This window comes from Lysobacter sp. H23M47 (assembly GCF_015209765.1).
GTDB lineage: Bacteria > Pseudomonadota > Gammaproteobacteria > Xanthomonadales > Xanthomonadaceae > Novilysobacter > Novilysobacter avium.
The window spans coordinates 2,103,477-2,127,505 of the sequence record NZ_CP063658.1 but is presented as its reverse complement, the minus strand read 5'-3'; the positions used below and the strand labels follow the sequence as shown (position 1 = coordinate 2,127,505).

At 68.7% G+C, this 24,029-nt stretch carries 21 protein-coding genes; 10 read left to right on the top strand and 11 right to left on the bottom strand.

What is annotated here, in order from left to right; translation table 11 throughout:
- The 3 genes from INQ43_RS09620 to INQ43_RS09610 form a co-directional block, all read right to left on the bottom strand.
- The gene (locus INQ43_RS09620) at window positions 1-885 is read right to left on the bottom strand and encodes a hypothetical protein (protein ID WP_194034059.1); all 885 of its coding nucleotides are present in this window, start codon (window positions 883-885) and stop codon (window positions 1-3) included.
- A gap of 9 nt (window positions 886-894) precedes the next feature.
- Window positions 895-1,794, bottom strand: coding sequence for an acyl-CoA thioesterase II (tesB, locus tag INQ43_RS09615; RefSeq protein WP_194034058.1), 900 nt, complete (start codon window positions 1,792-1,794; stop codon window positions 895-897).
- A 102-nt stretch (window positions 1,795-1,896) separates the two neighbouring features.
- Complete coding sequence (locus INQ43_RS09610; RefSeq protein ID WP_194036295.1) at window positions 1,897-2,484, bottom strand: N-acetylmuramoyl-L-alanine amidase; 588 nt, start codon at window positions 2,482-2,484, stop codon at window positions 1,897-1,899.
- Between the two features lie 94 nt (window positions 2,485-2,578).
- Between INQ43_RS09610 and INQ43_RS09605 the strand changes: the two genes are divergently transcribed.
- The 6 genes from INQ43_RS09605 to INQ43_RS09580 all read left to right on the top strand — a co-directional run bounded on the left by INQ43_RS09605 (window position 2,579) and on the right by INQ43_RS09580 (window position 9,545).
- Entirely contained in the window at window positions 2,579-3,133 is a 555-nt protein-coding gene (locus INQ43_RS09605; RefSeq protein ID WP_194036294.1) for an alpha/beta fold hydrolase, read from the top strand.
- Entirely contained in the window at window positions 3,130-5,319 is a 2,190-nt protein-coding gene (rlmKL, locus tag INQ43_RS09600) for a bifunctional 23S rRNA (guanine(2069)-N(7))-methyltransferase RlmK/23S rRNA (guanine(2445)-N(2))-methyltransferase RlmL (RefSeq protein ID WP_194036293.1), read from the top strand. Before INQ43_RS09605 ends, rlmKL begins: the two co-directional genes overlap by 4 nt.
- A 155-nt stretch (window positions 5,320-5,474) precedes the next feature.
- Window positions 5,475-6,158 carry a response regulator transcription factor gene (locus tag INQ43_RS09595; RefSeq protein ID WP_043957384.1) on the top strand — a complete coding sequence of 228 codons (684 nt, stop codon included), beginning with the start codon at window positions 5,475-5,477 and terminating at the stop codon, window positions 6,156-6,158.
- A complete protein-coding gene (locus INQ43_RS09590) occupies window positions 6,145-7,539 on the top strand; it encodes a HAMP domain-containing sensor histidine kinase (protein ID WP_194036292.1) in 1,395 nt (464 codons plus the stop codon). The genes INQ43_RS09595 and INQ43_RS09590 overlap by 14 nt, the downstream gene beginning before the upstream one ends.
- Before the next feature lie 59 nt (window positions 7,540-7,598).
- Window positions 7,599-9,005: a glutamate--tRNA ligase gene (gltX, locus tag INQ43_RS09585; protein ID WP_194036291.1), complete on the top strand. Its 1,407-nt coding sequence runs from the start codon at window positions 7,599-7,601 to the stop codon at window positions 9,003-9,005.
- Window positions 9,006-9,056: 51 nt separating this feature from the next.
- Window positions 9,057-9,545 (top strand): transcriptional repressor, encoded by a 489-nt coding sequence (locus tag INQ43_RS09580; protein WP_194036290.1) that lies wholly within the window; start codon window positions 9,057-9,059, stop codon window positions 9,543-9,545.
- A 10-nt stretch (window positions 9,546-9,555) separates the two neighbouring features.
- Here INQ43_RS09580 and INQ43_RS09575 read toward each other — a convergent pair whose 3' ends face one another.
- Window positions 9,556-11,766: a TonB-dependent receptor gene (locus tag INQ43_RS09575; RefSeq protein ID WP_228062474.1), complete on the bottom strand. Its 2,211-nt coding sequence runs from the start codon at window positions 11,764-11,766 to the stop codon at window positions 9,556-9,558.
- A gap of 157 nt (window positions 11,767-11,923) precedes the next feature.
- Between INQ43_RS09575 and INQ43_RS09570 the strand changes: the two genes are divergently transcribed.
- Both INQ43_RS09570 and INQ43_RS09565 read left to right on the top strand, forming a co-directional pair.
- Window positions 11,924-12,331 carry a MerC domain-containing protein gene (locus tag INQ43_RS09570; RefSeq protein WP_194036289.1) on the top strand — a complete coding sequence of 136 codons (408 nt, stop codon included), beginning with the start codon at window positions 11,924-11,926 and terminating at the stop codon, window positions 12,329-12,331.
- 135 nt (window positions 12,332-12,466) lie between these two features.
- Window positions 12,467-12,658 carry a 30S ribosomal protein THX gene (locus tag INQ43_RS09565; protein ID WP_193984103.1) on the top strand — a complete coding sequence of 64 codons (192 nt, stop codon included), beginning with the start codon at window positions 12,467-12,469 and terminating at the stop codon, window positions 12,656-12,658.
- Between the two features lie 93 nt (window positions 12,659-12,751).
- Here the strand turns inward: INQ43_RS09565 and INQ43_RS09560 are convergent, their stop codons facing one another.
- Window positions 12,752-13,963, bottom strand: coding sequence for a dipeptidase (locus INQ43_RS09560; RefSeq protein ID WP_194036288.1), 1,212 nt, complete (start codon window positions 13,961-13,963; stop codon window positions 12,752-12,754).
- A gap of 77 nt (window positions 13,964-14,040) precedes the next feature.
- Complete coding sequence (gene hutI, locus INQ43_RS09555; protein ID WP_194036287.1) at window positions 14,041-15,333, bottom strand: imidazolonepropionase; 1,293 nt, start codon at window positions 15,331-15,333, stop codon at window positions 14,041-14,043.
- A gap of 88 nt (window positions 15,334-15,421) precedes the next feature.
- Here hutI and INQ43_RS09550 point away from each other — a divergent pair, with 88 nt between their 5' ends.
- Window positions 15,422-16,759 (top strand): formimidoylglutamate deiminase, encoded by a 1,338-nt coding sequence (locus INQ43_RS09550; RefSeq protein WP_194036286.1) that lies wholly within the window; start codon window positions 15,422-15,424, stop codon window positions 16,757-16,759.
- 75 nt (window positions 16,760-16,834) lie between these two features.
- Here INQ43_RS09550 and INQ43_RS09545 read toward each other — a convergent pair whose 3' ends face one another.
- The 4 genes from INQ43_RS09545 to INQ43_RS09530 all read right to left on the bottom strand — a co-directional run bounded on the left by INQ43_RS09545 (window position 16,835) and on the right by INQ43_RS09530 (window position 22,022).
- Window positions 16,835-17,287, bottom strand: a complete 453-nt coding sequence (locus INQ43_RS09545; protein ID WP_194034047.1) for a hypothetical protein — start codon at window positions 17,285-17,287, stop codon at window positions 16,835-16,837.
- A gap of 181 nt (window positions 17,288-17,468) precedes the next feature.
- The gene (locus INQ43_RS09540) at window positions 17,469-17,885 is read right to left on the bottom strand and encodes a hypothetical protein (protein ID WP_194036285.1); all 417 of its coding nucleotides are present in this window, start codon (window positions 17,883-17,885) and stop codon (window positions 17,469-17,471) included.
- The gene (gene mfd, locus INQ43_RS09535; RefSeq protein ID WP_194036284.1) at window positions 17,882-21,421 is read right to left on the bottom strand and encodes a transcription-repair coupling factor; all 3,540 of its coding nucleotides are present in this window, start codon (window positions 21,419-21,421) and stop codon (window positions 17,882-17,884) included. Before mfd ends, INQ43_RS09540 begins: the two co-directional genes overlap by 4 nt.
- Window positions 21,422-21,470: 49 nt before the next feature.
- Window positions 21,471-22,022, bottom strand: coding sequence for a GNAT family N-acetyltransferase (locus tag INQ43_RS09530; protein ID WP_194036283.1), 552 nt, complete (start codon window positions 22,020-22,022; stop codon window positions 21,471-21,473).
- A 141-nt stretch (window positions 22,023-22,163) separates the two neighbouring features.
- On the opposite strand from INQ43_RS09530, the gene INQ43_RS09525 reads away from it, so the two are divergent.
- Window positions 22,164-23,084 carry a cation diffusion facilitator family transporter gene (locus INQ43_RS09525; RefSeq protein WP_194034043.1) on the top strand — a complete coding sequence of 307 codons (921 nt, stop codon included), beginning with the start codon at window positions 22,164-22,166 and terminating at the stop codon, window positions 23,082-23,084.
- Window positions 23,085-23,120: 36 nt separating this feature from the next.
- Here INQ43_RS09525 and rlmJ read toward each other — a convergent pair whose 3' ends face one another.
- Window positions 23,121-23,978 (bottom strand): 23S rRNA (adenine(2030)-N(6))-methyltransferase RlmJ, encoded by an 858-nt coding sequence (gene rlmJ / locus INQ43_RS09520; RefSeq protein ID WP_194036282.1) that lies wholly within the window; start codon window positions 23,976-23,978, stop codon window positions 23,121-23,123.
- Window positions 23,979-24,029 lie beyond the last annotated feature (51 nt).

The following is a 24,029-nucleotide window of genomic DNA, read 5'->3' as shown; positions in this document are numbered from 1 at the left end:
TCAAAAGCCCATCAAGCCCCGGCTTTCGACACGCTTGATCACGTCGGTTACCTGCCAGGTGCCATCCACACGGGTGACCTCCAGGGTCTCGTAAGCCGCCCAGCCACGATGGTGGTACGCGTTGACCTCCACGGTGCCGTGTTCCGGGCCAGCGGGCCGGAACACGCGCACGTCCACGATCGTGGCCGCGCGGCCGGTGGCCCGCTCGAAGCTTCCTCGATCCTCGTCGGCGATTTCCTGGCAGGCGGTGGCGGGCACCACCGTCAGGCGGGGATGGGACGCCGCCAGGGCGCTGACGATCGCCGCAGGCGCATCGCCGCGGTCCACGCCCACACACGCGACCGGCGTATCGACGTCCTGCAGGGCTCTGGCGAGCACCAGCCGGGCGACCGGAGGCAAGGTCGCCGCGATGGAACCGTCGAAAGGCGGCGATGCGGTCTGGACTTCCACCAGCGAGGGATCTGCAGGCGCGGCAGCCGGTGCCGGTGGCTGGTTGAGGGTGTGCATGGCAGCGGCCACGACCACCGCTGCAATCAGCGCGAGCACGCCCAGCTTTACCCGCAGCAGTTTCTTGCGCGCCGGTGAGCGCGCCTGGGCCAATTCGACCTCGCTGCGGAACGTCGGCGTCGTATAGCCCCCGTCGGGGCGGGTGGTATCGATCAGGCCGGCTTCGCGGAGGATCTCGCGCGCGAGACGCTGGTCATCGGAGCGCACGACCCAGGCTTCCGATACCGGCGCCGACGGATCGGAATAGCTGAAGGTTCGGCGGCGGTTGCCCTTGTAGGAGCGGCCATTGAGGATGCGCACCTCGATCCCGGCCTGGCGCAGCAGCTCGGCGACGCCTTCGGTGTTTTCCAGCCGGTGGCTGCTGAACACCTTGCGCATGGCGGGCGCTCAGCTCCGCGCCGGGACGTGGGTCGCGGCGCCGGCGGCATCGGGCACCACGCGGATCAGGCCTTCCTGCGCCGTGCTGGCGATCAGGACGCCGTCGCGCGAATAGATCTGGCCGCGGGCCAGGCCGCGCGAACTCTGCGCGCTGGGACTGTCGATGGAGTACAGCAGCCAGTCGTCGGCGCGGAACGGGCGATGGAACCACAGCGCGTGGTCCAGCGAGGCCATCTGCACGTTGGGCTGGTAGTAGCTGATCCCGTGCGGATAGGTCGCCGTGCCCAACAGCTGGAAGTCCGACGCGTACGCCAGCAGGGCCTGGTGCAGGTCAGGGGAGTCGCCGACCCGGTCGGTCAGGCGGAACCACACCTGCTGCTGCGGTGGCCGCTTGGGCGGGTTGAGCTCGTCACGCGGATAGACGTGGCGGAACTCGAACGGCCCTTCGCGCGACAGCCAGCGCTGGATCTTGTCGGGCAGCGTGGCCATGACCTTGTCGGGCACCGACGGCGAAGGCTCGATGTCCTCGGGCACGGGCACCGACGGCATCGAGGACTGGTGCTGGGCACCGGGCTCCTCGGCCTGGAAGGACGCCGCCATGAAAAAAATCACCTGGCCGTGCTGGATCGCGGTCACCCGGCGGACCGAGAAGCTGCCGCCGTCGCGGGTGCGGTCGATCTGGTAGACGATCGGCGCCTTGATGTCGCCGGCACGCAGGAAGTAGGCGTGCAGCGAATGGGCCCCGCGGGTCTCCGCCAGGGTGGCGCGGGCGGCCGACAGGGCCTGGCCGAGCACCTGGCCACCGAACACGTACTTGGTGCCGATGTCGCGGCTCTGGCCGCGGAACAGGTTGTCCTCGAGGCGCTCCAGCGAGAGCAGGTCGATCAGCTCGGAAACGGGGGGCGTCATGCGGCGGACCAAAACGGGTGACCGGCAATTATAGCCGCCGGTGGCACGTGGCCGGCCGTGCCGGTCGTGCGATACAGGCCGGGCAAAGGCACCGGCCAGCGCTCAGCCGGGCAGCCGTTCCAGCGAAGTGACCGTGAGCACGTCCGCCCACGGGAACCGCGGTCCCGGATCGCGCTTGCGCGGCACGCGCAGGCCGGGATCGTCGCTCGCCACGGCCAGTTCCGTATCCAGGTCCTCGTGGCCGGCGACCCATCGCAGCGAGGGCAGGCTGCCGGCAAGCCAGTCCAGCAGCGCGAGCAGCGCAGCGATCTGCGCGGGGGGATAGGCTTCGTCCATCGACTGGTGGCGGGAATCGAGCCAATCGGGGTAGCGGCCGCTGTTGACCAGCTCAATGCCGACAGAGCGGTCGTTGACACCGCGCACGTGGTGGGCGACGCGGTCGAGGTCGACGTACTGGTGGATCGTGCCGTCGCGGTCGATGTAGAAGTGGCCGCTGTTGCCCGTGCCCGATTCCGGATAAAGCACACGCTCCCCGTACTCGCGCGCCATGGCCAGGTCCGGTAGCTCGGTGCAGTGGATCACCACCAGGTCGATTGACGCCGGATCCCGCTGGGACAGACGCGCCTGATACGGCAGCGGCGCTGGGTGAATGGCAGGGCCGGCAGCGGCGGCGTCAGGCTCGGTGGGCATGGCCCGGATGCTAGCATCGCGGGCCCCAGCCACCGCTGCGCGCGCCGTGCCCGCCACGCCGTTGCCGCCGTGCGTTTTTACTTCCGGATTCACCATGCGCGGACACTGCATCCTTTCCCACGGCTTTGAAAGCGGCCCCGACGCGACCAAGGTCACCGCGCTCGCGCAGGCCGCCGCGGAGCTCGGCTGGACCTGCGAGCGACCCGATTACACCGACCTGGACGCCTGCGCCGACATCAGCCCGCTGGGAGATGTGCCGCAGCGCCTGCAGCGGCTGGTGGAATTGACCCGCGCCGCCGCCGCGCGCGGGCCGGTCGTGCTGGCGGGATCCAGCCTCGGTGCCTTCATCTCCGCGCACGCGTCCATGCAGGTTCCGGTGGCCGGCCTGTTCCTGATGGCACCGCCGATCCGCATGAACCAGGCGCATCCCATCGATGCCGCCGATGTGCCGCTGAGCATCCTGCACGGCTGGGACGATGAGCTGATTCCCGCCGCGGACGTCGTCGGCTGGGCGCAGGAGCGCCGCGCCCGCCTGTTGCTGGTCGATGACGATCACCGGCTTTCCCGCCACGTGCAGGCCAGTGCCGACGCGTTCATGGGCCTGCTGTCGAGCCTGCAACCGTCGAACGAGCGTGGGGACGCGCAATGAAGTTTTTCGCCAGTTGCGGCAAGGGCCTGGAATACCTGCTGGCCGAGGAGATGCTCGCGCTGGGTTGCGCGCGGGCGACGGCGACGATGGCCGGGGTGAATGTCGAAGGCAGCCTGCTCGACGCGCAGCGCGCGGTGCTGTGGTCGCGCCTGGCCAGCCGCGTGTTGTGGCCGATCGCCGATTTCGACTGCGCCGGCGAGCAGGCGCTGTACGCCGGCGTGGCCGCGATCGACTGGCCCGCGCAGCTCGGCGAAGACGACACCATCGCGGTGGATGCGCACGTGTCGGGAACCGGCCTGACCCACGCCCGTTTCGCGGCCCAGCGCGTCAAGGACGCGATCGTGGATGTGATGCGCGAGGCCACCGGCATGCGCCCAAACGTTGATGTGGACACGCCGGATGTGCGCGTCAACCTGGTGGTGCGCAAGGACCGCGCGATCGTGTCCATCGACCTGGGCGGTGGCCCGCTGCACCGACGCGGCTGGCGCCAGCAGCAGGGCGAGGCGCCGTTGAAGGAAAACCTGGCCGCGGGCGTGTTGATGCGCGGTCGCTGGCCGCAGGTCTACGCCGGGGGCGGCGGGTTGCTCGACCCGATGTGCGGCAGCGGCACGCTGGTCATCGAGGGCGCGCTGATGGCCGCCGACGTCGCCCCCGGCCTGCTGCGCCACGGCGGCTTCGCCCCGACCCGCTGGAAGGGCTTCGACCCGGACGCCTGGCAGTCGCTGCACGATGACGCGCGCCAGCGCGAGCTCGCCGGACGCGCGGCGCTGCGGCCGGTGTTCTTCGGCCGTGACCGCGATCCGCATGCGATTGCCGCCGCGCAGGAGAACGAGGTCCTGGCCGGACTGGCCGGGGTGATCCAGTGGCAAGCCGCCGCGGTGGAAGGGCTGCGCCTGGGATCGATCCCCGTGCTCCCCCGGCCGGAGGTCGACCCGGATGCGAACGCCGCGCCCGGCGGACTGGTGGTCTGCAACCCGCCCTACGACCTGCGCCTGGCCGCCGATCCGGCGCTGTACCGCGCGCTCGGCGATGCGCTCAAGCGCGCGGTGCCGGACTGGCGGGCCAGCCTGCTGTGCGGCGACGCCGAGCTGGCCCACGCTACCGGCCTGCGCGCGCTGAAGAAGTACCAGATGTTCAACGGCGCGATCGAATGCACCCTGATCACCGTCGATCCGGTGGCACCGCCGCAGCGCGAGCGCAAGGCGGGCGAGGAGGCGCCGGCACTGGCGGAGGGCGCGCAGATGGTCGCCAACCGCCTGCGCAAGAACCTGCGCAAGCTGAAGGCCTGGCGCCAGCGCGAGGCGGTGACCTGCTTCCGCGCCTACGACGCCGACCTGCCGGAGTATTCCGCCGCGATCGACGTCTACCAGACCGACGAGGAATCGCCGCGCACCTTCCTCCACGTGCAGGAATACGCGGCGCCCGACGACATTCCCGAACCCCTGCAGCGCCGGCGCCTGAATGAGCTGCTGGCCGCCGCGCGCGAGGTCTTCGACGTGCCGCGTGAGCACGTGGCTCTGAAAACACGTTCGCGCGGCAAGGGCGGCTCCAAGTACGGCCGTTTCGACCAGCGCGGCGAGTACCTGACCGTGCGCGAAGGCGATGCCCGCCTGCGGGTCAACCTGTTCGACTATCTCGACACCGGCCTGTTCCTCGACCACCGGCCGCTGCGCCTGCGGATCGCGGCCGAGGCCGAGGACACCCGCTTCCTGAACCTGTTCGGCTACACCGGCGCCGCCACCATGCACGCCGCCGTCGGCCGCGCCCGCCAGACCACCACCGTCGACCTGTCGCCGACCTACCTGCAATGGTGCGCCGACAACCTGGCCGAGAACGGCATGGGCGGCGCACGGCATCGGCTCGTGCAGGCCGACGCCATGGCCTGGCTGGAGGCCGACCAGGCCGAGTACGATCTGGTGTTCTGCGACCCGCCGACCTTTTCCAACTCCAAGCGCGCGGACGATTTCGACATCCAGGCCAGCCACGTCCGGCTGCTGCGTGCGGCGGTCGATCGGCTGGCGCGCGACGGCGTGCTGTACTTCTCCAACAACTTCCGCCGCTTCCGTCTGGACGAGGCGGCGGTGGCGGAATTTGCCTCCTGCGAGGAGATCAGCGCGCAGACCATCCCGCCGGATTTTGCCCGCAACACCCGGATCCACCGCTGTTGGCGGCTGCAGCGACGCTGACGCCGCGTCGCACGGGTGGATGCCGGCGCGCGCCGTGACGTTGTCCACCGCCGCGGTCTGGCAGAATCGGGCGATCCACCGCGCCGGGCGATTTTCAATCGTCCGTCCGGTTCCGACGCGGCCCCGGCCGGCGTCATCCCACACAGGAAGACTCCATGCGCATCCTCGTCATTGAAGACAACCAGGACATTGCCGCCAACCTTGGCGACTTCCTCGAAGACCGCGGCCACACGGTCGACTTTGCCGCCGACGGCATCACCGGCCTGCACCTCGCCGTTGTGCACGATTTCGACGCCATCGTGCTCGACCTCAACCTGCCCGGCATCGATGGCCTGGAGGTCTGCCGCAAGCTGCGCAACGAGGCGCGCAAGCAGACCCCCGTGCTGATGCTGACCGCGCGCGACACCCTGGACAACAAGCTGGCCGGGTTCGATTCGGGCGCCGACGACTACCTGATCAAGCCCTTCGCGCTGCAGGAAGTGGAGGTCCGCTTGAACGCCCTCGCGCGCCGCGGACGCGGGGTCAAGACCCGCGTGCTGACCGCCGCCGACCTGGAATACAACCTGGACACGCTGGAGGTGCGCCGTCAGGGCAAGCTGCTCCAGCTCAACCCGACCGGGCTGAAGATCCTGCAGTCGCTGATGGAGTCCTCACCGGCCGTGGTCACCCGCCAGGAGCTGGAGACGCGGGTCTGGGGCGAGGAACTGCCGGACTCCGACAGCCTGCGAGTGCACATCCACGGCCTGCGCGCGGTGGTCGACAAGCCGTTCCCGACATCGCTGATCCACACCCGCCACGGCATTGGCTACCGGATCGCCGAGCTCGATGCCGAAAGCTGAGGTTCCCAGGGCGGCAGCGACCGGCGGCCCCGCCCCCAGCCGGCGCATGCGCTACCGGCGGCGGCTGCGCAGCCGCATCATCCTGTCGTTCGTGTTGCTGGGTTTCAGCCTCACCCTGCTGTTTGCCTGGGCGACCAACTGGACCCGCGCGCGCGTGGAAAACCAGTTGATCGAGGATGTGATGAACCGCAACCTCGCCAACGCCGCGCACCAGTTCGAGGTGGATCCCAACAACCGCGAATTCCCCTTCGATCAGGTCCGCGCCTACGTCTATACGCCCGACAAGTTCGAGTCGGTGCGCCTCAGCCGGCCCGAGTGGTATGCGCTGTCGGACGGCATCACCGGCATGGTCGGCAGCGACCCGGACGGGACCGAGTTCGCGTACAAGTTGGCGGTGCGCAAGACGCCGCAGGCCTGGTTCTTCCTGGCCTATGACATGACCCCGTCCAAGCGCAGCGAGGAGCGTTTCAACCACGCCCTGTATGCCTCGGTGCTGGTGTTCACCCTGCTGTCGCTGGTGCTGGGCTGGTGGTCGGCCTCGCGGGTGATGAGTCCGGTGTCGGAGCTGGCCAAGCGGCTCAAGGAGTCCGGCCGCAGCGCCGCCTCGGAGTCACTGGCCGACCATTTTCCCGACGACGAGGTCGGCCAGCTTGCCGAGGCGCTGGATGACTACGCCGGCCGGCTCACCGAGGTGGTCCAGCGCGACCGCGAGTTCAACGCCGACGTCAGCCACGAGCTGCGCACGCCGCTGGCGGTGATCCGCGGCGCGGTCGAGCTGCTGCTGTCCAACCCGCAGCTCGACGAGAAGACCCGGAGCCGCCTGATGCGCATCCAGCGCGCCGAGCAGCAGTGCACCGACCTGATCAGCGCGCTGCTCCTGCTGTCGCGCAACGAACGCGGCCACGGTGCCACCGACGTGGCCAAGCTGGCAGCGCAGTCACTGGACGTCCATCGCACCCAGCTGGCCGGCAAGCCGCTGGTGCTGCGCCTGGAGGACAATACCGCCCCGCTGGTGGTGGATGCGCCGGAAGCGGCGGTCGCCGTGGCGCTGGGCAATCTGATCGGCAACGCGGTCAAGTACACCACCGAAGGCGAGGTCATCGTGCGCATGCTGGACGGCGCGGTGCAGGTGATCGACTCCGGCCCCGGGCTTAGCGCCGAGGACGCCGCCGGCATCTTCCAGCGCGGCTACCGCGGCACCCATGCCGGCCACACCCACGGCGGCGGCATTGGGCTGTCGATCGTGCGCCGGCTGTGCGCGCTGTACGGTTGGAGCGTGTCGGTCCAGCCTGGAAGGGAGTTCGGGGTGATCGCGACCCTGGCCTTCGACGCGCGAAGCCCGCTGACGGGTGGCGAGGGTACCGATTCGGGATCGGGCTGATCGGCCGGGGAACGGCGGTCGCGGTACCATCACCGGTCCACCCGCACGAGCCTGACCGCATGACCTGCCGTACCCGCTTTGCTCCCAGCCCGACCGGATACCTGCACATCGGCGGTGCCCGCACCGCCCTGTACTGCTGGCTGGAGGCGCGCCACCGCGGCGGCGAGTTCGTCCTGCGCATCGAGGACACCGACCGCGAGCGCAGCACGCAGGCGGCGATCGACGCGATCCTGCAGGCGATGGACTGGCTGGGCCTGGACTACGACGGCGCGCCGGTCTACCAGACGCAGCGACTGGAGCGTTACCGCGAGGTCGCCGAGCAACTGGTGGCGGCCGGCCACGCGTACTACGCCTACGAGACCCGCGAGGAACTGGACGCAATGCGCGAAGCGGCGATGAAGGCCGGCACCAAGCCGCGCTACAACGGCGCCTACCGCGACCGGAACGCGGGGTTCCGCGAGGACCCCAACCGGGTGATCCGCTTCCGCAACCCGCTCGACGGGGTGGTCGCCTGGGAGGACAAGGTCAAGGGGCGTATCGAGATCGCCAACAGCGAGCTGGACGATCTGGTGATCTTCCGCTCCGACGGCTACCCGACCTACAACTTCGCGGTGGTGGTCGACGACATGGACATGCGCATCACCGATGTCGTGCGCGGCGATGACCACGTCAACAACACCCCGCGCCAGATCAACATCTACCGCGCCCTGGACGTCGAGGTGCCGCACTTCGCGCACCTGCCGATGATCCTGGACCCGGACGGCGCCAAGCTCTCGAAGCGGACCGGTGCGGCGGACGTCATGGATTACCGCGACGCGGGCTATCTGCCGCACGCGCTGCTGAACTACCTGGTGCGCCTGGGCTGGTCGCACGGCGATCAGGAAATCTTCTCGATCGAGGAGATGACCTCCCTGTTCGACCTCAAGAACGTCCATGCCAGCGCCTCGCGGCTGGACATGGCCAAGCTGGGCTGGCTCAACCAGCAGTACCTCAAAACCGATGACCCCGCGGCAGTGGCTGGGCACCTGCAGTGGCACCTGCAGCAGGCCGGCTACGACCTGGCCAATGGACCGGCCGCGGTCGACATCGTGCTGGCCCTGCGCGACCGCGTGCAGACGCTGAAGGACATGGCCGAGCGCGCGGCGGTCTGGTTCGGGCCGTTGACGGAATACGATGAAGCGGCCGTGGCCAAGCACCTCAAGGCCGCCGCGCGCGCACCGCTGGAGGACGCCCGCGCCCGCCTGGCCGCGCTGGCCGACTGGAATGCGGAGGCGATCAACGCCGCGCTGCACGACACCGCCGCCGCGCTGGAGCTGGGCATGGGCAAGGTCGCCCAGCCGATGCGCGTCGCGATGACTGGCACCCAGGTCAGCCCCGACATTTCCCACACCGTTTACCTGGCCGGCCAGACCGAGGCGGTGCGCCGCATCGACGCGGCGCTTGCCAGGATCCCGCTGGAGGATTAGACCGGTCGCAAGGGCGCGCTTGCCGCGCCCGTTGCAGGCCGCACCGACGACATGAGCCCTGTCCACGACTGCACCGATCCGCAGCACCACGTCCATGATGGCGACGCCTTCGTGCTCGAGGTGGAGCGATTGTGCGCGCAGCGCGGATTGCGCCTGACGCCGATCCGCTCCCATGCCCTGCGCCTGATCGCCGATGCCGAGCGGCCGCTGAAGGCCTACGAGTTGCTGGACCGGATGAAGGCCACGCACGATGCCGCGGCGCCGCCCACGGTGTATCGCGCGCTGGATTTCCTGCTCGAGCACGGCTTCATCCACAAGCTGGCCTCGGTCAACGCCTTTGTCGGCTGCCACCATCCCGGCGGCGAGCAGCATGCGGTGCCGTTCCTGATTTGCGATCGCTGCCAGTCGGCGACAGAACTGGAAGACGACACCATCGTGGAGGCGCTGGAATCTCGCGCCCGCGGGCTGGGCTTCATCCCGCGGGCGCAGATCCTGGAAGTGCACGGCCTGTGCGCGGCCTGCTCGGCGGCCGCGCGCTAAAGCCCCTCCGTCAGAAGAACGCGCGCACGCCGAACGCGATGCCGCGCCCCGGCAGCGGCGCCAGGTCCTTCAGGAACGAGGTATGTGGGCGGGCCTCCTGGTCGAGTAGGTTGCTGCCGTCGACGAACACCTCCCAGGCGTTGCCCGTTGGGGTGTCGCGGTGCCAGGCCAGGTGGGCGTCGACGAGCGTGTAGCCGGGCGTCGTGGTTTCATTGGTCGCGACCCGGTCCTGCTTCAGGTAGCGCACCGCGCCCAGCGACGCGCGCCACGTGCCGTTGCTCCAGGACAGTTCACTGCCCAGCCGCGCCGGCGCCAGGCGCGGCAGGTTGCCTTGCTCGCTGATCCGCGCCGCGTGCCGGTGCGCGTGCCCGCCGTGGAAAACCTCCACGTCCACGTCGCGCTCATTGCCACCGGACGCGAGCTTGCCGCGCACGATATCCCCGAACACCCGCAGGTCCCACGCGCCACGGTCATTGTCGACCAGCGCGATGGTGGCGTCCGCCTCCATGCCGTGGAAACGGGCATCGGCCTGGCTCCACAGGCGCACCGGCACGCCACCGTCCAACAGCGGATTGCCGGGGTCGTCCAGCGACGTCGGGATGGCCTGATAGATGAAGTCGGCATAACGGATGCCGTACACCGCCGCGCCCAGATCGATGCGCTCACCGTGCCAGCGCAGTCCCAGCTCGAGCCGGTTCGCCGTTTCCACGCCGAGGGTCTCGTCGCCGATCTCCATGGTTCCGGTGGCGACATGCAGGCCGTTGGAGAACAGCTCCTCGGCGGTCGGTACCCGCTGGGAGCGGTCCAGCCCGAGGGAGGCGTGGAACCGGTCGCTGAGCTCCCACTGCACCGCCGCGGACCCGCTCAGCGCTTCGAACTTTCGCGAGTTGGCCCGCAGCGGCGCGAGCGGCTGCGGCACCGCATCGATGGTGTTGCGGTCATGCCGCGCGCCCAGTTCGAACTTGAAGTCGCCGCTGCGGCGCTCGCCGATCCAGAACAGGCCGGTGTCGTTGCCTTCGGTGCCCGGCACGAACGCTTCCGCGCCGACCGCGTCGAACTTCCGGTGCGCCCATTGCACGCCGAACGCGCCGCGCCAGCCGGCCCATGGCTGGTGGACCAGTTCCAGCCGTGCTTCCTTGCTGCTGTTGTCGAACACCGTGCCGATCGCCTCACCCTCGAACTCGGTGTGGGTGTAGCGGGTGTCGGCGAACTTGATCCGCAGGGTCTCGAACACGCCCAGTTCGTCCAGGCCGGCGCGCACTTCGGTGCGACGCTGGTCCATCAGGATGTGCACGGCGTCACCCCCGTGGGTGTCATCCCCATGGGCGTCATCGCCATGGTCGTGGCCATCGCCCGCGTCGTGGCCATGGCCATCACCATCACCATCGTCGTGGGAATGGCCCGGCACGCCGTAGCGGGTGTTGAACAGCGAGTAGCCCACGCCTGCGAAGCCGCGCTCGCCGACCCAGGACAGCCCCAGCGCGCCACTATCGGTGCGCAGGGCGCTGTTGGCCAGCGTTCCGGAGGTGGCGGGATCGGGAGTCTCGCCCTCGGCGGCCAGCTGGCGGGCGCTCTCGGCAAACCCGGGGATGGCGTAATTACCGGTCTCGCGGTGCAGGGCATCGAAGTGGAACACCAGCTTGCCCGAGGCGGAGGTGCCGTCCAGCCGCAGCATTCCGGTCTTCTCGTCGTTGACCGTGCCAGCGCGCAGTTCCGCGCGGCCTTGCAGCGGCTCGTCGGTGGCCGCCTCTGGGATGCGCCCGTCGATTACGTTCACCGCGCCGCCGATGGCGCCGCTGCCGTAGAGCAGGGTGGACGGTCCCTTCAGTACCTCGATCTGGTTGGCCAGGAAGGGCTCGATGCTGACCGCGTGGTCGGCGCTGACCGTGGACACATCGCCCGAGCCCAGCCCGTCGCTGAGCACCTGGACCCGCGCGCCGTCGAAGCCGCGCACGATCGGACGGCCCACGCCGGGACCGAAATAGGACGACTGCACGCCGGGCAGTTTGTTGACTGTCTCGCCCAGCGAGCTGGCCTTGGCCGTGTCCAGTCGTTCGCCGGCAAGAACCTCGACCGGTCGGGCCAGATCCTCGGCTGTGCCTGGCAGGACCGACGCTCGCACCTTGACCGCGCTCAGGTCGACCGGCTCATGGTCCGGGTCGTGCGACTGCGGCGCCGTTCCGCCGGGGCCGGCGGCAAACGCGGATGGGGCGATCAGCATGGCGGTGATCAAGGCACCCACGAGGGGGTTACGGCACAACGGAGATGCTGGAGACACGGGCAGCCTGCAGAAAATAGCGACACGGGATCGAAATGTTATATTATTCCACTCCAGCAGCAAGTCCCCCACAAGTCATGCATCAACCGAGGGTGCCCTGATGTCACCGCGTAACCATCGTTTGCTTGACCGCCTCGGCGCTTCGGGTTCCATCATCTGCGCGGTGCACTGCGCGCTGCTTCCGGTCGCCATCGCGTTGCTTCCGGCGGTCGGGTTGATGAGCCTGGGCAGCGAGCGGTTCGAGCAGGCCTTCGTGCTGTTTGCTACTTTGCTGGGCGTGTTCAGTCTCGTCCAGGGCTACCGGAGGCATGGTGTCGCGCGGGCGTTGTGGCTGTTGTTGACGGGCCTGGGCGTGCTCTGGGCCGCAGTGCTGTACCACCCGCTGCACGCCAGCGTTGTACCGCACGCCGTCGCCATGACGTTTGGCGGCACGCTGGTGGGCGTGGCGCATGTGATCAACCTGCGGCTGAACCACGGGCACGTGCACGACGCCTGCTGCCACCACTAGGCAGACGGCCGAGCGGACGCCCATGTTAAGATTTGGCGGTTCCCGCGCCACGCGTGGCGCCGGCAGCATGCGCCGGTGATCACGCCTGAGGTGCGGGTTTTTCAATCGTATCAACACCCAACCGGGAGCAAAATCATGGGCAAAGGCGACCGCAAGACCGCCAAGGGCAAGCGCTTCAACTCCAGCTACGGCAACTCCCGCTCGGCCGTATCCAAGGCCGCCGGCACCGCCAGCGCGCCGGTAGCGAAGAAGACTTCCGCCAGCAAGGCCGCGAGCAAGGCAACGACCAAGAAGGTCGTCGCCAAGAAGACCGTCGCCAAGGAATAGACACCGGCGCCATGCCGTTGTGAGCAGAGGCCCCGCGAATGCGGGGCTTTCCTTTTGGCCCGATTGTTTCAGGTGCTCCGCACCCCGGTTGGGCTAGCGGGCACCGGCCTCGATCGCCGCCCAGGTCCGCAACAGATTGCCGCCGAGGATCTTGCGGATGTCCGCATCGCTGTGGCCACGGGCCTGCAGCCCGCTGATCAGGTTCGGGAAGTCGGCCACCGTGCGAAGACCATCGGCCAACTCGCCATCGACGCCGTCAAAGTCCGAGCCGATGCCGACGTGGTCGATCCCGATCAGCTGCACCGTATAGTCGATCTGGTCCAGGACGGCCTCGATTGGCGTCTGCGGCGCGGGGTGCGCCTGCGACCATTCGCGGTTGAACGTCTCCCGGTCGAGCTCCGGCTTGCCGGCCGCCCGCAGCTCGGCGTTGCGCTGGTTGAAGTCGTTGATGGCGCGGAAGTGGGCCTGGGTGTCGGCCGCACCCTGGGGATCGACGAACGCGGTGCCGAAGGGAATCTGGACCACGCCGTGCTTCGCGGCAATGGCCTTGGCCAGCTCATCGCTGATGTTGCGCTCGAAGCCCGGGGTGAAGTGGCGGAACGCCGAATGGCTGGCGATCACCGGCACCGTGCTCAGTTCGATCGCCTGGCGGGCGGCTTCGTCGGAGACGTGGGAGACGTCGACCATGATCCCCAGCCGGTTCATCTCGGCCACGACCTGCCGCCCGAACGGACTCAAGCCGTTCCATTTGCGCTCGACGGCGTAGGAGGAGTCCGCGATCCGGTTGGCCGCGCTGTGGGCCAGGGTGATGTAGCGCACGCCGCGATCAAAGAAGAACTGCAGGTTGGCCAGGTCGTCGCCGATGGGCGCGCCGTTTTCCATGCCCAATGGCAGTAGCACGCGCCCGCCCTGGCGCAGGCGCTCGACGTCGCCGGGCGAGCGCAGCAGCGCAAACCGGTCGGGATGGCGCTGGACCAGCGCCTCGACCGAGTCGATCATTTCGTTGGCGGCCTGCCAGGCGACGCCGTCCTCGTCCTGCTTGGCCGAGGTGTAGATCGACATGAAACCCACGTCCAGGCCGCCGGCGCGAGCCTTGGGGTAGTCGAACTCGCGCCCTGGCGCATCGATGCCCAGGTCCATCCAGCGATCGGTCAGCATGCCGGGCGCGTCGATGTGGGTGTCCACGATCACCGCCTCCTGGGCCAGCGCGCGGGCGGCATCCGTGGCGCTCGGCTGCGAGGTCGACTGGGCGAAACCGAGGGCGGGAACGAGTGCGAGCAGCAGGACGGGCAGGGTGCGATGCATGATCTCTCCAGTGGGTCCGCGGGTCTGTGCGGCGTGGTAACGAGAGCTCGATAGTGCCGTAATCGGGCGGCTCGGCGTTACCGGTGATGCACGCGTTGACCACCGATCCAGACGCCGCCGGCGAGGTCACCGCCCAGCCAGTATCCCAACTCGGCCGGATGGCGGATCTTCCAGCGCACGAAGTCGGCACGCATGCCCACCCGCAGCGCGCCGCGATCGTCCAGCCCCAGCGCGCGCGCGGCGTTGACGGTTGCCCCGCGCAGGCCCTCCTGCGGCGTGAGGCGGAAATGGGTGCAAGCCAGTTGGAGGGCCTGGCGCAGCGACAGCAGCGGCGAGGTGCCGGGGTTACAGTCGGTCGCGATCGCCATGGCCACGCCGTGTTCGCGGAACGAGGCGAGCGGCGGCAGCCGGGTTTCCCGCAAGACATGAAACGCGCCAGGCAGCAGCACGGCGACCACGCCGGCAGCGGCCATCGCCCGCACGCTCTCCTCGCTGGTGTGCTCGACATGGTCGGCTGACAGACCGCCGAATTCGGCCACCAGCGCAGCGCCACTCAAGTCGCTGAGCTGGTCGGCGTGCAGCTTGACCGGCAGGTCCAGCGCGCGCGCGGACTGGAACACGCGGCGCGTCTGCGCCGGCGTGAAACCGATGCCCTCGCAGAACGCATCCACCGCATCCACCAGCCCCTCGGCGTGCAGCCTGGGCAGCCACTGCACCACTTCCTCGATGTAGGCGTCGGCCTGTTCCCTGTACTCGGCGGGCAGGGCGTGCGCTGCCAGGTAGGTGGTGCGAACGCCGATGCCCAGTTCCTCGCCGATCCGGCGCGCCACGCGCAGCATCCGGCGCTCGCCTTCGAAGTCCAGGCCATAGCCGGACTTCATCTCCAGCGTTGTCGCGCCGTCGGCGAGCAGGGCGCGCGCGCGGGGCAGCGACTGCCGCAGCAGCTCGTCTTCATCGCAGGCGCGCACCGCTTCCACCGTGGACAGGATTCCGCCGCCGGCGCGGGCGATTTCCTCGTAGCTGGCGCCCTGCAGGCGCAACTCGAACTCGCGCGCGCGATCGCCGGCAAACACCAGATGGGTGTGGCAGTCGACCAGGCCCGGGGTGATCCAGCCGTCGGTGGTGATGACATCGTGCGCCAGCGCTTCGGGCTTGTCGGGAAGTCCATCGCGCGGGCCGACGTAGGTGATCAGTCCGTCGCGCCAGCCCAGCGCGGCGTTGCGGACCTCGCCGTAACCGTCGGCGCAGTCGAGCGTCGCCAGCGATGCGCCCAGGATGAGGCCATCCCAGCGCTCGCCGGCGGTGCCCGGGGCGTCGCTGGCGGCCGGCTTCGTGGCGCGGAGGTCCTTGGTTTCAGCGGAAATCGTCATCGGGTCATTGTAGGGAACACGCTTGCGCCTGCCAGGCCGGCCGCCAGGGCAGCTCGCCAGCGCCGCCGCGGCAGGCGACAATCAGGCGATGAACAGCAATGCGACGGCCAGGATCTGGCACCCCGAGGGTTGGCGCGATGGACCGCTGCCACAGACTAGGCCCCGTGCGGACCAAACCGCGCCACGCCACGTCTCCAGCGCGCCGCAGCGCGTGGTGCCGGGCATCGCGAACCTGCATTCGCACGCCTTCCAGCGCGCGATGACGGGGATGGCCGAGGCGCAAACCGATCCGGCCGATTCGTTCTGGACCTGGCGCGAGACGATGTACCGCTTCGCCGACCGCTTCACCCCCGAATCGCTATACGCCGTTGCTGCGCAGCTGTATGCCGAGATGCTGGAAGCCGGCTACACCACCGTGTGCGAATTCCACTACCTGCATCACGGCCCCGGAGGCAAGCCATGGGCGGACCCCGCGGCGATGTCCTCAGCGCTGGTCGAGGCCGCGGCCGACGTCGGCATCCGCATGACCCTGTTGCCGGTGCTGTACATGACCGGCGGATTCGACGGCCGGCCACTGGAGCCGCGCCAGCAGCGCTTTGGCCACACCGTGGACGCCTATCTGCGCCTGCTGGACAAATTGCGGGCAAAACAGAGCGGGCGCCTGCGCATCGGCTGCGCGCTGCACAGCCTTCGCGCGGTGCCCGCGGAGGCGATGCACGAGGTGCTTGCTGCGCTGCCCACGGACAGCCGCGTCCATATCCATATCGCCGAACAGCTTCCCGAGGTCGAGGAGTGCCTGCGGCTGCGCGGGTCGCGTCCGGTGCAGTGGTTGCTGGACAACGCGGCGGTCGATGAGCGCTGGACGCTGGTCCACGCCACCCACCTGGATGACGCCGAACTTGCCGGCGTGGCCAAATCCGGCGCCACGGTGGCGATCTGTCCGACCACGGAAGCCAACCTCGGCGATGGCGTGTTCCGGCTGCGCGACTATCTCGACGCCGGTGGCCGCTGGGGCGTCGGCTCGGACTCCAATTCGTCAGTATCGCCGGTGGAGGAACTGCGTTGGCTCGAATACGGCCAGCGCCTGGTCACCCGGCGACGCAACATCGCGGTCAGCGTGGACTCGTCCAGCGTCGGCGAGACCCTGCTGCGGGGCGTGCTGGCCAGCGCATCGGACGCCACCGGCGATCGGGTCGATCCGGCAGGCGCGGACGTGCTGGTGCTGGACGGCGACGCGCCGCAGTTTGCCGGCGCCACCGATGCGGACGCGGTGGATCGCTGGATATTCAGCGGCAACCGCCCGCTGGTGCGGCAGACCTGGGTGGACGGTCGCTGCGTGGTCGATGGCGGCCGGCACGTGGACGCGGACGCAATCGCGGCGCGCTACCGTGAGGCCGTCGCCGGGCTGCTCGCTCAGGACGGCTAGCGCAGTGCGGCCACCGTAGGTCGCCTGACCCAAGCCGGCAAACCAGGGCAGACGTAAAGTGAACGCAGTCGGCCGTTACTGGCCGGCGATCGCCTTTGCGGTATGACGGGTCGAGAAGTCGATGTCGCGGGTCAACTCGAAAGCCTGCTGCAGCTGATCCTGCGACGGCGCTTGGGTCCAGACGTGCGCGCTTCGGCCATCATCGAGCTTGAGCAGCGTCTCGCGTGCCTCGATGCCCGGCTGCCCGGCCAGTTCGGCCCGGTACCACTGGACATCGCGCCCGCCGATGCTGCCGTTTTCCACCCGGTTGCTGCGCTGCGGCGAGAAGGTGGGCTTCTTGCTGATGTACATGCCGAACGCTTCGGACCCGTCGGCACGCAGGGCGCGGCAGAAATCCGCGCCGTCGCCGCCGCGGTACTCCCATGTCAGACCGGTACTTGCGTCCAGCTGCGGGCAGCCACTGGCCTGCTGTGCATGGCCGCCGCCGGCGACCAGCAGCAGCGGCAATAAAAACGCCGTCTTGTTCATTGGTATTCCCCCTGGTTGCGGAAAACGCTCCGCGTCGCACCGTGCAATGCATCACAGGGCACGGCTTTACCGACCTTAAAGCACGTTGCGGGGATTGACAATTGCCGGCGGAATTGCTTCGGTCAGTGCATCGATGCGACTGCGGCGACAAGCCTGACGCAAAGTGCGCCGTGCAGCCCGATCAGTACGACGAGTTCGACCGCTCGACCTGCAGGGTCGCCACCGGCTGTGCCTCAAAACCCAGCCTTATCAGGCGGTAGCGCCAACCGGAGTAGGTCGCGCTCGCATCCAGGTCGGTGGAGAGCAGCAGTTCACCGGTAGCCGACTCGGCGCCATCAATGCGCGACGCTGGAGTAATCCGCAGCTGGATCTCCGCCCGTCCGGCCCACACGCATTGCACGTGAGGACGGCAGCGGGAGTCGCTGCTTACCTGGTGATAGCGCACCCGAGTGCCATCGGCGAGGCCTGCGCTCTCGCCGGGCGAGAGAACGAAGGTTCCACCGCTTTCGATTTCCCGCTCAACGGGTGAAACGCAGCCGCCCATCAACGCCAGTACGGCGACCAGGCCCAGGCGACGACAGTGCGCCGCGCCGATCACGTTGGTGCCAGGGCAATCAGCAGAGCGCGCGCGGCAGCGATGCGCGCAGCGGGCTCGGGCAGTTCCAGGCTGAGGCGCAGCTTGTCGGGGCCGTCGATCCGGTACAGGTTGGGCTGGCCCTGGATCATGCGGATCACCGCCATCGGGTCGACCTTGGGCTTCTCGACGAACTGCAGCCGGCCGCTGGTGGGACCGATGTCCAGTTTGCGCACGCCCAGCCCGGTGGCCTGCAGCTTCAGTTCGGCGATGGCGAACAGGTGTTTGGCCGGATCGGGCAGCAGGCCGAAGCGGTCGATCATCTCCACCTGCAGCTCGCGCAGATCATGCGCGTCGCGCGCGCCGGAGATCCGCTTGTACAGCGTCAGACGGGTGTGCACGTCGGGCAGGTAGTCCTCCGGGATCAGCGCCGGAACATGCAGCTCGACCTCCGCGCCGCGCTCCTCGGTGGCGTCCAGGTCGGGCAGTTTGCCCTGACGGATGCTGCGCACGGCGCGCTCCAGCAGCTCGGTATAGAGGCTGAAGCCGACCTCGGCCATCTGCCCGCTCTGATCCTCGCCCAGCAATTCGCCGGCGCCGCGGATCTCCAGATCGTGGGTGGCCAGGGTGAAACCGGCGCCCAGTTCGTCCATCGCCGCGATCGCGTCCAGGCGTTTCTTCGCATCGGCGCTGATCGAGCGCGTGTCCGGCACCACCAGATAGGCGTAGGCGCGGTGGTGCGACCGACCGACGCGTCCGCGCAGCTGGTGCAGCTGGGCCAGGCCGAACTTGTCGGCGCGGTTGATGATGATGGTGTTCGCGTTGGGGATGTCGATACCCGACTCGATGATGGTCGAGCACAGCAGCACGTTGAAGCGCTGCTTCTGGAAGTCCAGCATCACCCGCTCCAGCTCGCGCTCGGGCATCTGGCCGTGGGCGATGCCAATGCGCGCCTCCGGCACCAGCGCCTCCAGCTCGCGCTGCATGCGGCCGATGCTTTCCACGTCGTTGTGGAGGAAATACGCCTGGCCACCGCGGGAGATCTCGCGCTGGAACGCCTCGCGCAGCTGGCTGTCGTCCCAGGGGACCACGAAGGTCTGCACCGCCATGCGATGGGCCGGCGCGGTGGCGATGATCGACAGGTCGCGCAGCCCGGCCATCGCCATGTTGAGCGTGCGCGGGATCGGCGTGGCGGTCAGGGTGAGCAGGTGGACGTTCGCGCGTAGGGCCTTCAGCGCCTCCTTCTGGCGCACGCCGAAGCGCTGTTCCTCGTCCACGATGACCAGTCCCAGGTCCTTGAAGCGGACATCCTTCTGCAGCAGCCGGTGGGTCCCCACGATCACATCGATCGTGCCTTCCGCCGCCTTTTCCAGCTCGGCCTTGATCTGCTTGGGCGTCTTGAAGCGCGACAGCACTTCCACCTTCAACGGCCAGTCGGCGAAGCGGTCGCTGAAGTTGCGGAAGTGCTGCTCGGCCAGCAGCGTGGTCGGCACCAGCACCGCGACCTGCTTGCCGGCCGCGGCGGTGGCGAACGCGGCGCGCACGGCGACCTCGGTCTTGCCGAAGCCGACGTCGCCGCAGACCACCCGGTCCATCGGCTGGCTGGACTGCAGGTCTCGCAGTACGGCCTCGATCGCGGCGTGCTGGTCGGGGGTCTCCTCGAACGGGAACGCGGCCGCGAACGGCTCGTACATCGCCCGGTCCAGTTCGATCGCCAGTCCGGCGCGGGCCCGGCGCCGGGCCTGGATCTCCAGCAGCTCGGCGGCCACATCGCGGACCTTTTCCTGCGCCTTGCGCTTGGCCTTGCTCCATTGCTCCCCGCCCAGCGAGTGCAGCGGCGCGGTTTCCACCGACGCGCCCGAGTAGCGGTTGATCAGGTGCAGCTGGCCGACCGGCACGTACAGCCGGTCGCCTTTGGCGTACTCGATCTCCAGATATTCGTTTTTCTCGCCACCGGCCTCCAGCGTGACCAGCCCGCGGTAGCGGCCCACGCCGTGGTCCTCGTGGACGATCGGCGCGCCTTCGGACAGCTCGCCCAGGTCGCGGACGATCGCCTCCGGCTCACGTCCCGCGCGACGCGGACGACGCGGCTGGGTCGCCCGTTCGGGGAACAACTGGCGCTCGGTCAGGACCGCGAGCGCGGGCGCGGTCAGGGCGAAACCATCTTCCAGCGGAGCCACGGCGATGGCGAAGCGGGTGTCGCCCGCACTGTCTGTCGGCGCCTTGGCGGTAATCCGGTTGCTGCCCAGGAACGCCTGGAAATCCGGCAGCACCTCCGGCTCCAGCTCGGCAGCGCGGAGGATCTCCAGCAGCGCCTCGCGGCGCCCGGCCGAATCGGCGGCGATCAGGACCCGGCCCGGATAATGGCCGAGGAACGACTTCAGCTCGCCGGCGGGAACCTGGTCGCGCGAAATGATCGGCAGCGCGGGCGCCGGCTGGCTGGCCAGCACTTCGGCACGCGCACCCTGCGGATGCGATTCGCCGCAGACCTCGATGCGGGCGCCCTGGTTGAGCCGTTCGCGCAGCGCATCCGGCGACAGGTAGAGCGCGTCCGGCGGCAGCAGCGGTCGCTCCAGATCGTGCCGGCGCTGCTCATAGCGCTCGCCGGTCTGGCGCCAGAACGCGTCGGCGGCCTCGTTGACGCCTTCGCCGAGCAGCGGCAGCGTCGCCTCGTCCAGGTAATCAAACAGGGTGGCGGTCTGGTCGAAGAACAGCGGCAGGTAGTACTCGATCCCCGACGGCGCCGTGCCGGCCTTCAGGTCCTGGTACAGCCCGCTGCGGCGGGTGTCCAGGTCGAAGCGCTCGCGCAGTGCATCCAGCGCGCGCTTCAGGGATGCATCGTCCAGCGGCAGTTCGCGGCCGGGCAGGAGCTTGACCGCATCGATCTTGTCCTCGGAGCGCTGGGTCTCGGGGTCAAAGCTGCGGATGGTGTCGATCTGGTCGTCCAGCAGTTCCACCCGGAACGGCCGCGACGCCCCCATCGGGTAAACATCCAGCAGGCCACCGCGCACCGCGAAATCACCCGGGTCGAGCACCTGGGGCACGTTGTGGTAGCCGGCCGACTGCAGCCGGCGCTGCTCGGCATCCAGGTCCAGGCGCTGGCCGACGGTGACATCGAAACTGCCGCCGACCACATGGCGCAGCGGCGCCAGTCGCTGCAGCAGGGTCTGCACCGGCACGACGACAATCCCGCGCTGCAATCGCGGCAAGCGGTTCAACGTGGCCAGGCGCTGGCTGATGATTTCCGGATGCGGGCTGAAGTGGTCGTACGGCAGCGTTTCCCAGTCCGGGAAGTGCAGCACCGGCAGTGATGCCGCGTCGCTGGCGGACGCCACAGGATCGCCCGCCGACGCGCCGGAGCCCAGCAAGGTATGCAGGTCCGCCTCCAGCTGCTGCGCGGACTGGTTGTCGCGCACGATCGCCAGCAGCGGCCCCGGATGGGTGGCCGCAGCGCGGGCGATGTGGAAAGCGAGGGCCGACAGCGACGCCGGCGCGCGCCACCAGGCACGCAGATGGCCCGCTTTCGGCAGCGGCGGAGTGGGGGAGGGGGAGGCAGGCATCAGCCGGCCATTTTAGCCGATGGCGCCAGAAGCCGTCCGGGGTCGGGCGTCAGGCCGCGTCGTCCGTCGGGTTCAGTTGCAGCGTGACCCGGACCAGCCCGTCCTGCTGCCACTCGCGCACGAAGCCCAGCGAATCGGCCAGCGAGAGCATCGGCAGGTTGTGCTCGAACACGTCGCCATAGACGCGCTCGAGCTGCTTGCCGCGTGCCCACTTGACCAGACGCGTCATCAGGTAGCGTCCAAGGCCCATGCCGGCGATGAAGTGGCTGACCAGGATGGCGAACTCCGCATCGCGCCCGTTGGGGTCGATCGAGATGCGCGCGACGGCGCCGACCAGCGCTTCCCCGGGCGGCAGCGGCTCGGCGGCGACCAGGGCAAACTCGGTTTTTGGCTGGATCCGGGTAAAGCGTTCCACAGACTCCTGCGAAAGCTCTTTCATGGAGTGCAGGAAGCGCTGTCGTATCTCGTTGGGCTGCAACAAAGAGAAGCCGGCACGAAGCGGTTCGGCATCCTCCGGTCGGATCGGCCGGATCAGCAGCTCGCGCCCGTTGGGCAAGCGTTGGCGTTCGTGCCACGGCGGAAGTCGTTCACGGCTACTCATGCGCAGATGGTGGCACACCGGATGTAAAGGCCGCATTCATCGCACAGGCGTCGATACGCAACGTGATCCAGTCGCCGCAAACCCACACGGCGCATACATTTGCCGATGCTAGACTCGCGCTCCTTCAAGCGGAAAGACGCCATGTCCGGAAGTGGAGATTCGACCCGCGCAATCCTGTACGCCCTGTCTGCCAACTTCGCCATTGCCGTGGCCAAGGGCGCGGCGGCGTTCTTCACCGGCTCCAGCGCGATGCTGGCCGAGACCATCCACTCGCTGGCCGATTGCGGTAACCAGCTGTTGCTGCTCCTGGGGATGAAACAGGCCCGCCAGCCGGCGTCCCCGGAGTATCCGCTGGGCCACGGGCGCGAAGTGTACTTCTGGTCGTTCCTGGTCGCGGTGATGCTGTTCACCGTGGGCGGGATGTTTTCGCTCTACGAGGGCGTGCACAAACTGCGCGCGGGCGAAACCGAGCCCGGCAGCAGCCTGTGGTGGGCCGTGGCGGTGCTGATATTTGCGCTCATCGCCGAAGGCATTTCGCTGCGGACCTGCCTGCAGGAGGTGGACAAGTCGCGCGGCCATCGCAGCCTCTGGCGGTGGTTCCGCGAAAGCCGTCAAGCCGAGCTGGTGGTGATATTCGGCGAAGACCTGGCCGCGTTGGTCGGACTGGCGTTTGCCTTGCTTGCCGTGCTGGCGACGATCATCACCGGCAACCCGGTCTGGGATGCGATCGGCACGCTGGGAATCGGCGCCCTGCTGATCGTGGTGGCGGTCCTGGTCGCGATAGAGATCAAGGCGATGCTGATCGGCCAGAGCGTGGACCCGGATCGCCAGCGGCAGATCCGCCAGTTCCTCGACGGCCGACCGGAAATCATTCGCGTCATCAGCCTGATCACCATGCAGCTGGGCAACGAGGCGATGGTCTCGGTGCAGGCGCACATGCGTGAGGAAAAGGACGTGCCGCTGCTGGTCGATCAGATCAACACGATCGAGCACGCCATGAAGGAGGCGTTTCCGGAAGTGCGCTGGAGCTTCTTTGAGCCGGACGTGCGCGCCGGCGTGTGAGCGCGGGTGCCCAGCGCGGGTGGCCAGTGGCTGGGCTCAGTCGGCCTGCTTCAGCCACTCGACCCGCCACGACCCCCCGTTTCCGGCCAACGCCATCTGCAACAGCGGCAGCACCTCGCGCATCGTGGTGTCGAACTGCCATGGCGGATTGAGGATGAGCATGCCGCTGCCGTTCATCCGCAGCGGCGAGTCGTCCGGATGCAGCATGAGCTCGGCCAGCATCGATGATTTCACCGGCAGCGTGGCGGCGCGGCGGAAGAACTGGTTCAGTGACCGCCGCAGCTTGATCGGATACCAGACCGCGTAGCAGGCGGTAGGCCAGCGGGCCAGCGCATCGCGCACGGCGGCGATGATGGTGTCGAACTCCTGCAGCTGCGCCTCGTAAGGCGGGTCGATCAGCACCAGGCCGCGGTTGTAGCGCAGCTCGCCCAGGCGGGGCGGGAGCAGGGCCTTCATCGCCTCGTAGCCGTCGCGTGTGTGGGTGGCCACGCGCGGATCGCCGGCGAAGTTGGTCTTCAGCTGCGCGGCTTCTTCGGGCAGCAGCTCGCACACCGCGATCCGGTCTTCCTCGCGCAGCGCGTGCGCGAGCAGCCATGGCGAGCCCGGGTAAGTGGTCGGCCCATGCTGCGCGCGGCAGGCCTTGACCGCGGCCAGATAGCGGCTGATCGCCGCATGCCGCGGTGCTTCGGCAATGAGCCGGCCAATGCCGGCCTCGGCCTCACCGGTGCGCTGGGCGGAGTTGCTGTCCAGCGCATACAGGCCGCGCCCGCCGTGGGTATCCAGGGCAAACAGCGGCGAGGGCTTGGCAAGCAGCGCATCGCACACGGCCAGCGTGGTGATGTGTTTGAGGACATCGGCGTGGTTGCCGGCATGGAAAGCGTGGCGATAGTTCATCCGCACAGGGTATCGCGCTGGCAGTGCGGAACGCGGGGGAATATCCGGCGG

Bases quoted from the DNA above. Each gene is read 5' to 3' on its own strand.
- INQ43_RS09620 (WP_194034059.1), bottom strand. From the start codon at position 885: ATGCGCAAGGTGTTCAGCAGCCACCGGCTGGAAAACACCGAAGGCGTC.
- tesB (WP_194034058.1), bottom strand. From the start codon at position 1,794: ATGACGCCCCCCGTTTCCGAGCTGATCGACCTGCTCTCGCTGGAGCGC.
- INQ43_RS09610 (WP_194036295.1), bottom strand. From the start codon at position 2,484: ATGCCCACCGAGCCTGACGCCGCCGCTGCCGGCCCTGCCATTCACCCA.
- INQ43_RS09605 (WP_194036294.1), top strand. From the start codon at position 2,579: ATGCGCGGACACTGCATCCTTTCCCACGGCTTTGAAAGCGGCCCCGAC.
- rlmKL (WP_194036293.1), top strand. From the start codon at position 3,130: ATGAAGTTTTTCGCCAGTTGCGGCAAGGGCCTGGAATACCTGCTGGCC.
- INQ43_RS09595 (WP_043957384.1), top strand. From the start codon at position 5,475: ATGCGCATCCTCGTCATTGAAGACAACCAGGACATTGCCGCCAACCTT.
- INQ43_RS09590 (WP_194036292.1), top strand. From the start codon at position 6,145: ATGCCGAAAGCTGAGGTTCCCAGGGCGGCAGCGACCGGCGGCCCCGCC.
- gltX (WP_194036291.1), top strand. From the start codon at position 7,599: ATGACCTGCCGTACCCGCTTTGCTCCCAGCCCGACCGGATACCTGCAC.
- INQ43_RS09580 (WP_194036290.1), top strand. From the start codon at position 9,057: ATGAGCCCTGTCCACGACTGCACCGATCCGCAGCACCACGTCCATGAT.
- INQ43_RS09575 (WP_228062474.1), bottom strand. From the start codon at position 11,766: ATGCTGATCGCCCCATCCGCGTTTGCCGCCGGCCCCGGCGGAACGGCG.
- INQ43_RS09570 (WP_194036289.1), top strand. From the start codon at position 11,924: ATGTCACCGCGTAACCATCGTTTGCTTGACCGCCTCGGCGCTTCGGGT.
- INQ43_RS09565 (WP_193984103.1), top strand. From the start codon at position 12,467: ATGGGCAAAGGCGACCGCAAGACCGCCAAGGGCAAGCGCTTCAACTCC.
- INQ43_RS09560 (WP_194036288.1), bottom strand. From the start codon at position 13,963: ATGCATCGCACCCTGCCCGTCCTGCTGCTCGCACTCGTTCCCGCCCTC.
- hutI (WP_194036287.1), bottom strand. From the start codon at position 15,333: ATGACGATTTCCGCTGAAACCAAGGACCTCCGCGCCACGAAGCCGGCC.
- INQ43_RS09550 (WP_194036286.1), top strand. From the start codon at position 15,422: ATGAACAGCAATGCGACGGCCAGGATCTGGCACCCCGAGGGTTGGCGC.
- INQ43_RS09545 (WP_194034047.1), bottom strand. From the start codon at position 17,287: ATGAACAAGACGGCGTTTTTATTGCCGCTGCTGCTGGTCGCCGGCGGC.
- mfd (WP_194036284.1), bottom strand. From the start codon at position 21,421: ATGCCTGCCTCCCCCTCCCCCACTCCGCCGCTGCCGAAAGCGGGCCAT.
- INQ43_RS09530 (WP_194036283.1), bottom strand. From the start codon at position 22,022: ATGAGTAGCCGTGAACGACTTCCGCCGTGGCACGAACGCCAACGCTTG.
- INQ43_RS09525 (WP_194034043.1), top strand. From the start codon at position 22,164: ATGTCCGGAAGTGGAGATTCGACCCGCGCAATCCTGTACGCCCTGTCT.
- rlmJ (WP_194036282.1), bottom strand. From the start codon at position 23,978: ATGAACTATCGCCACGCTTTCCATGCCGGCAACCACGCCGATGTCCTC.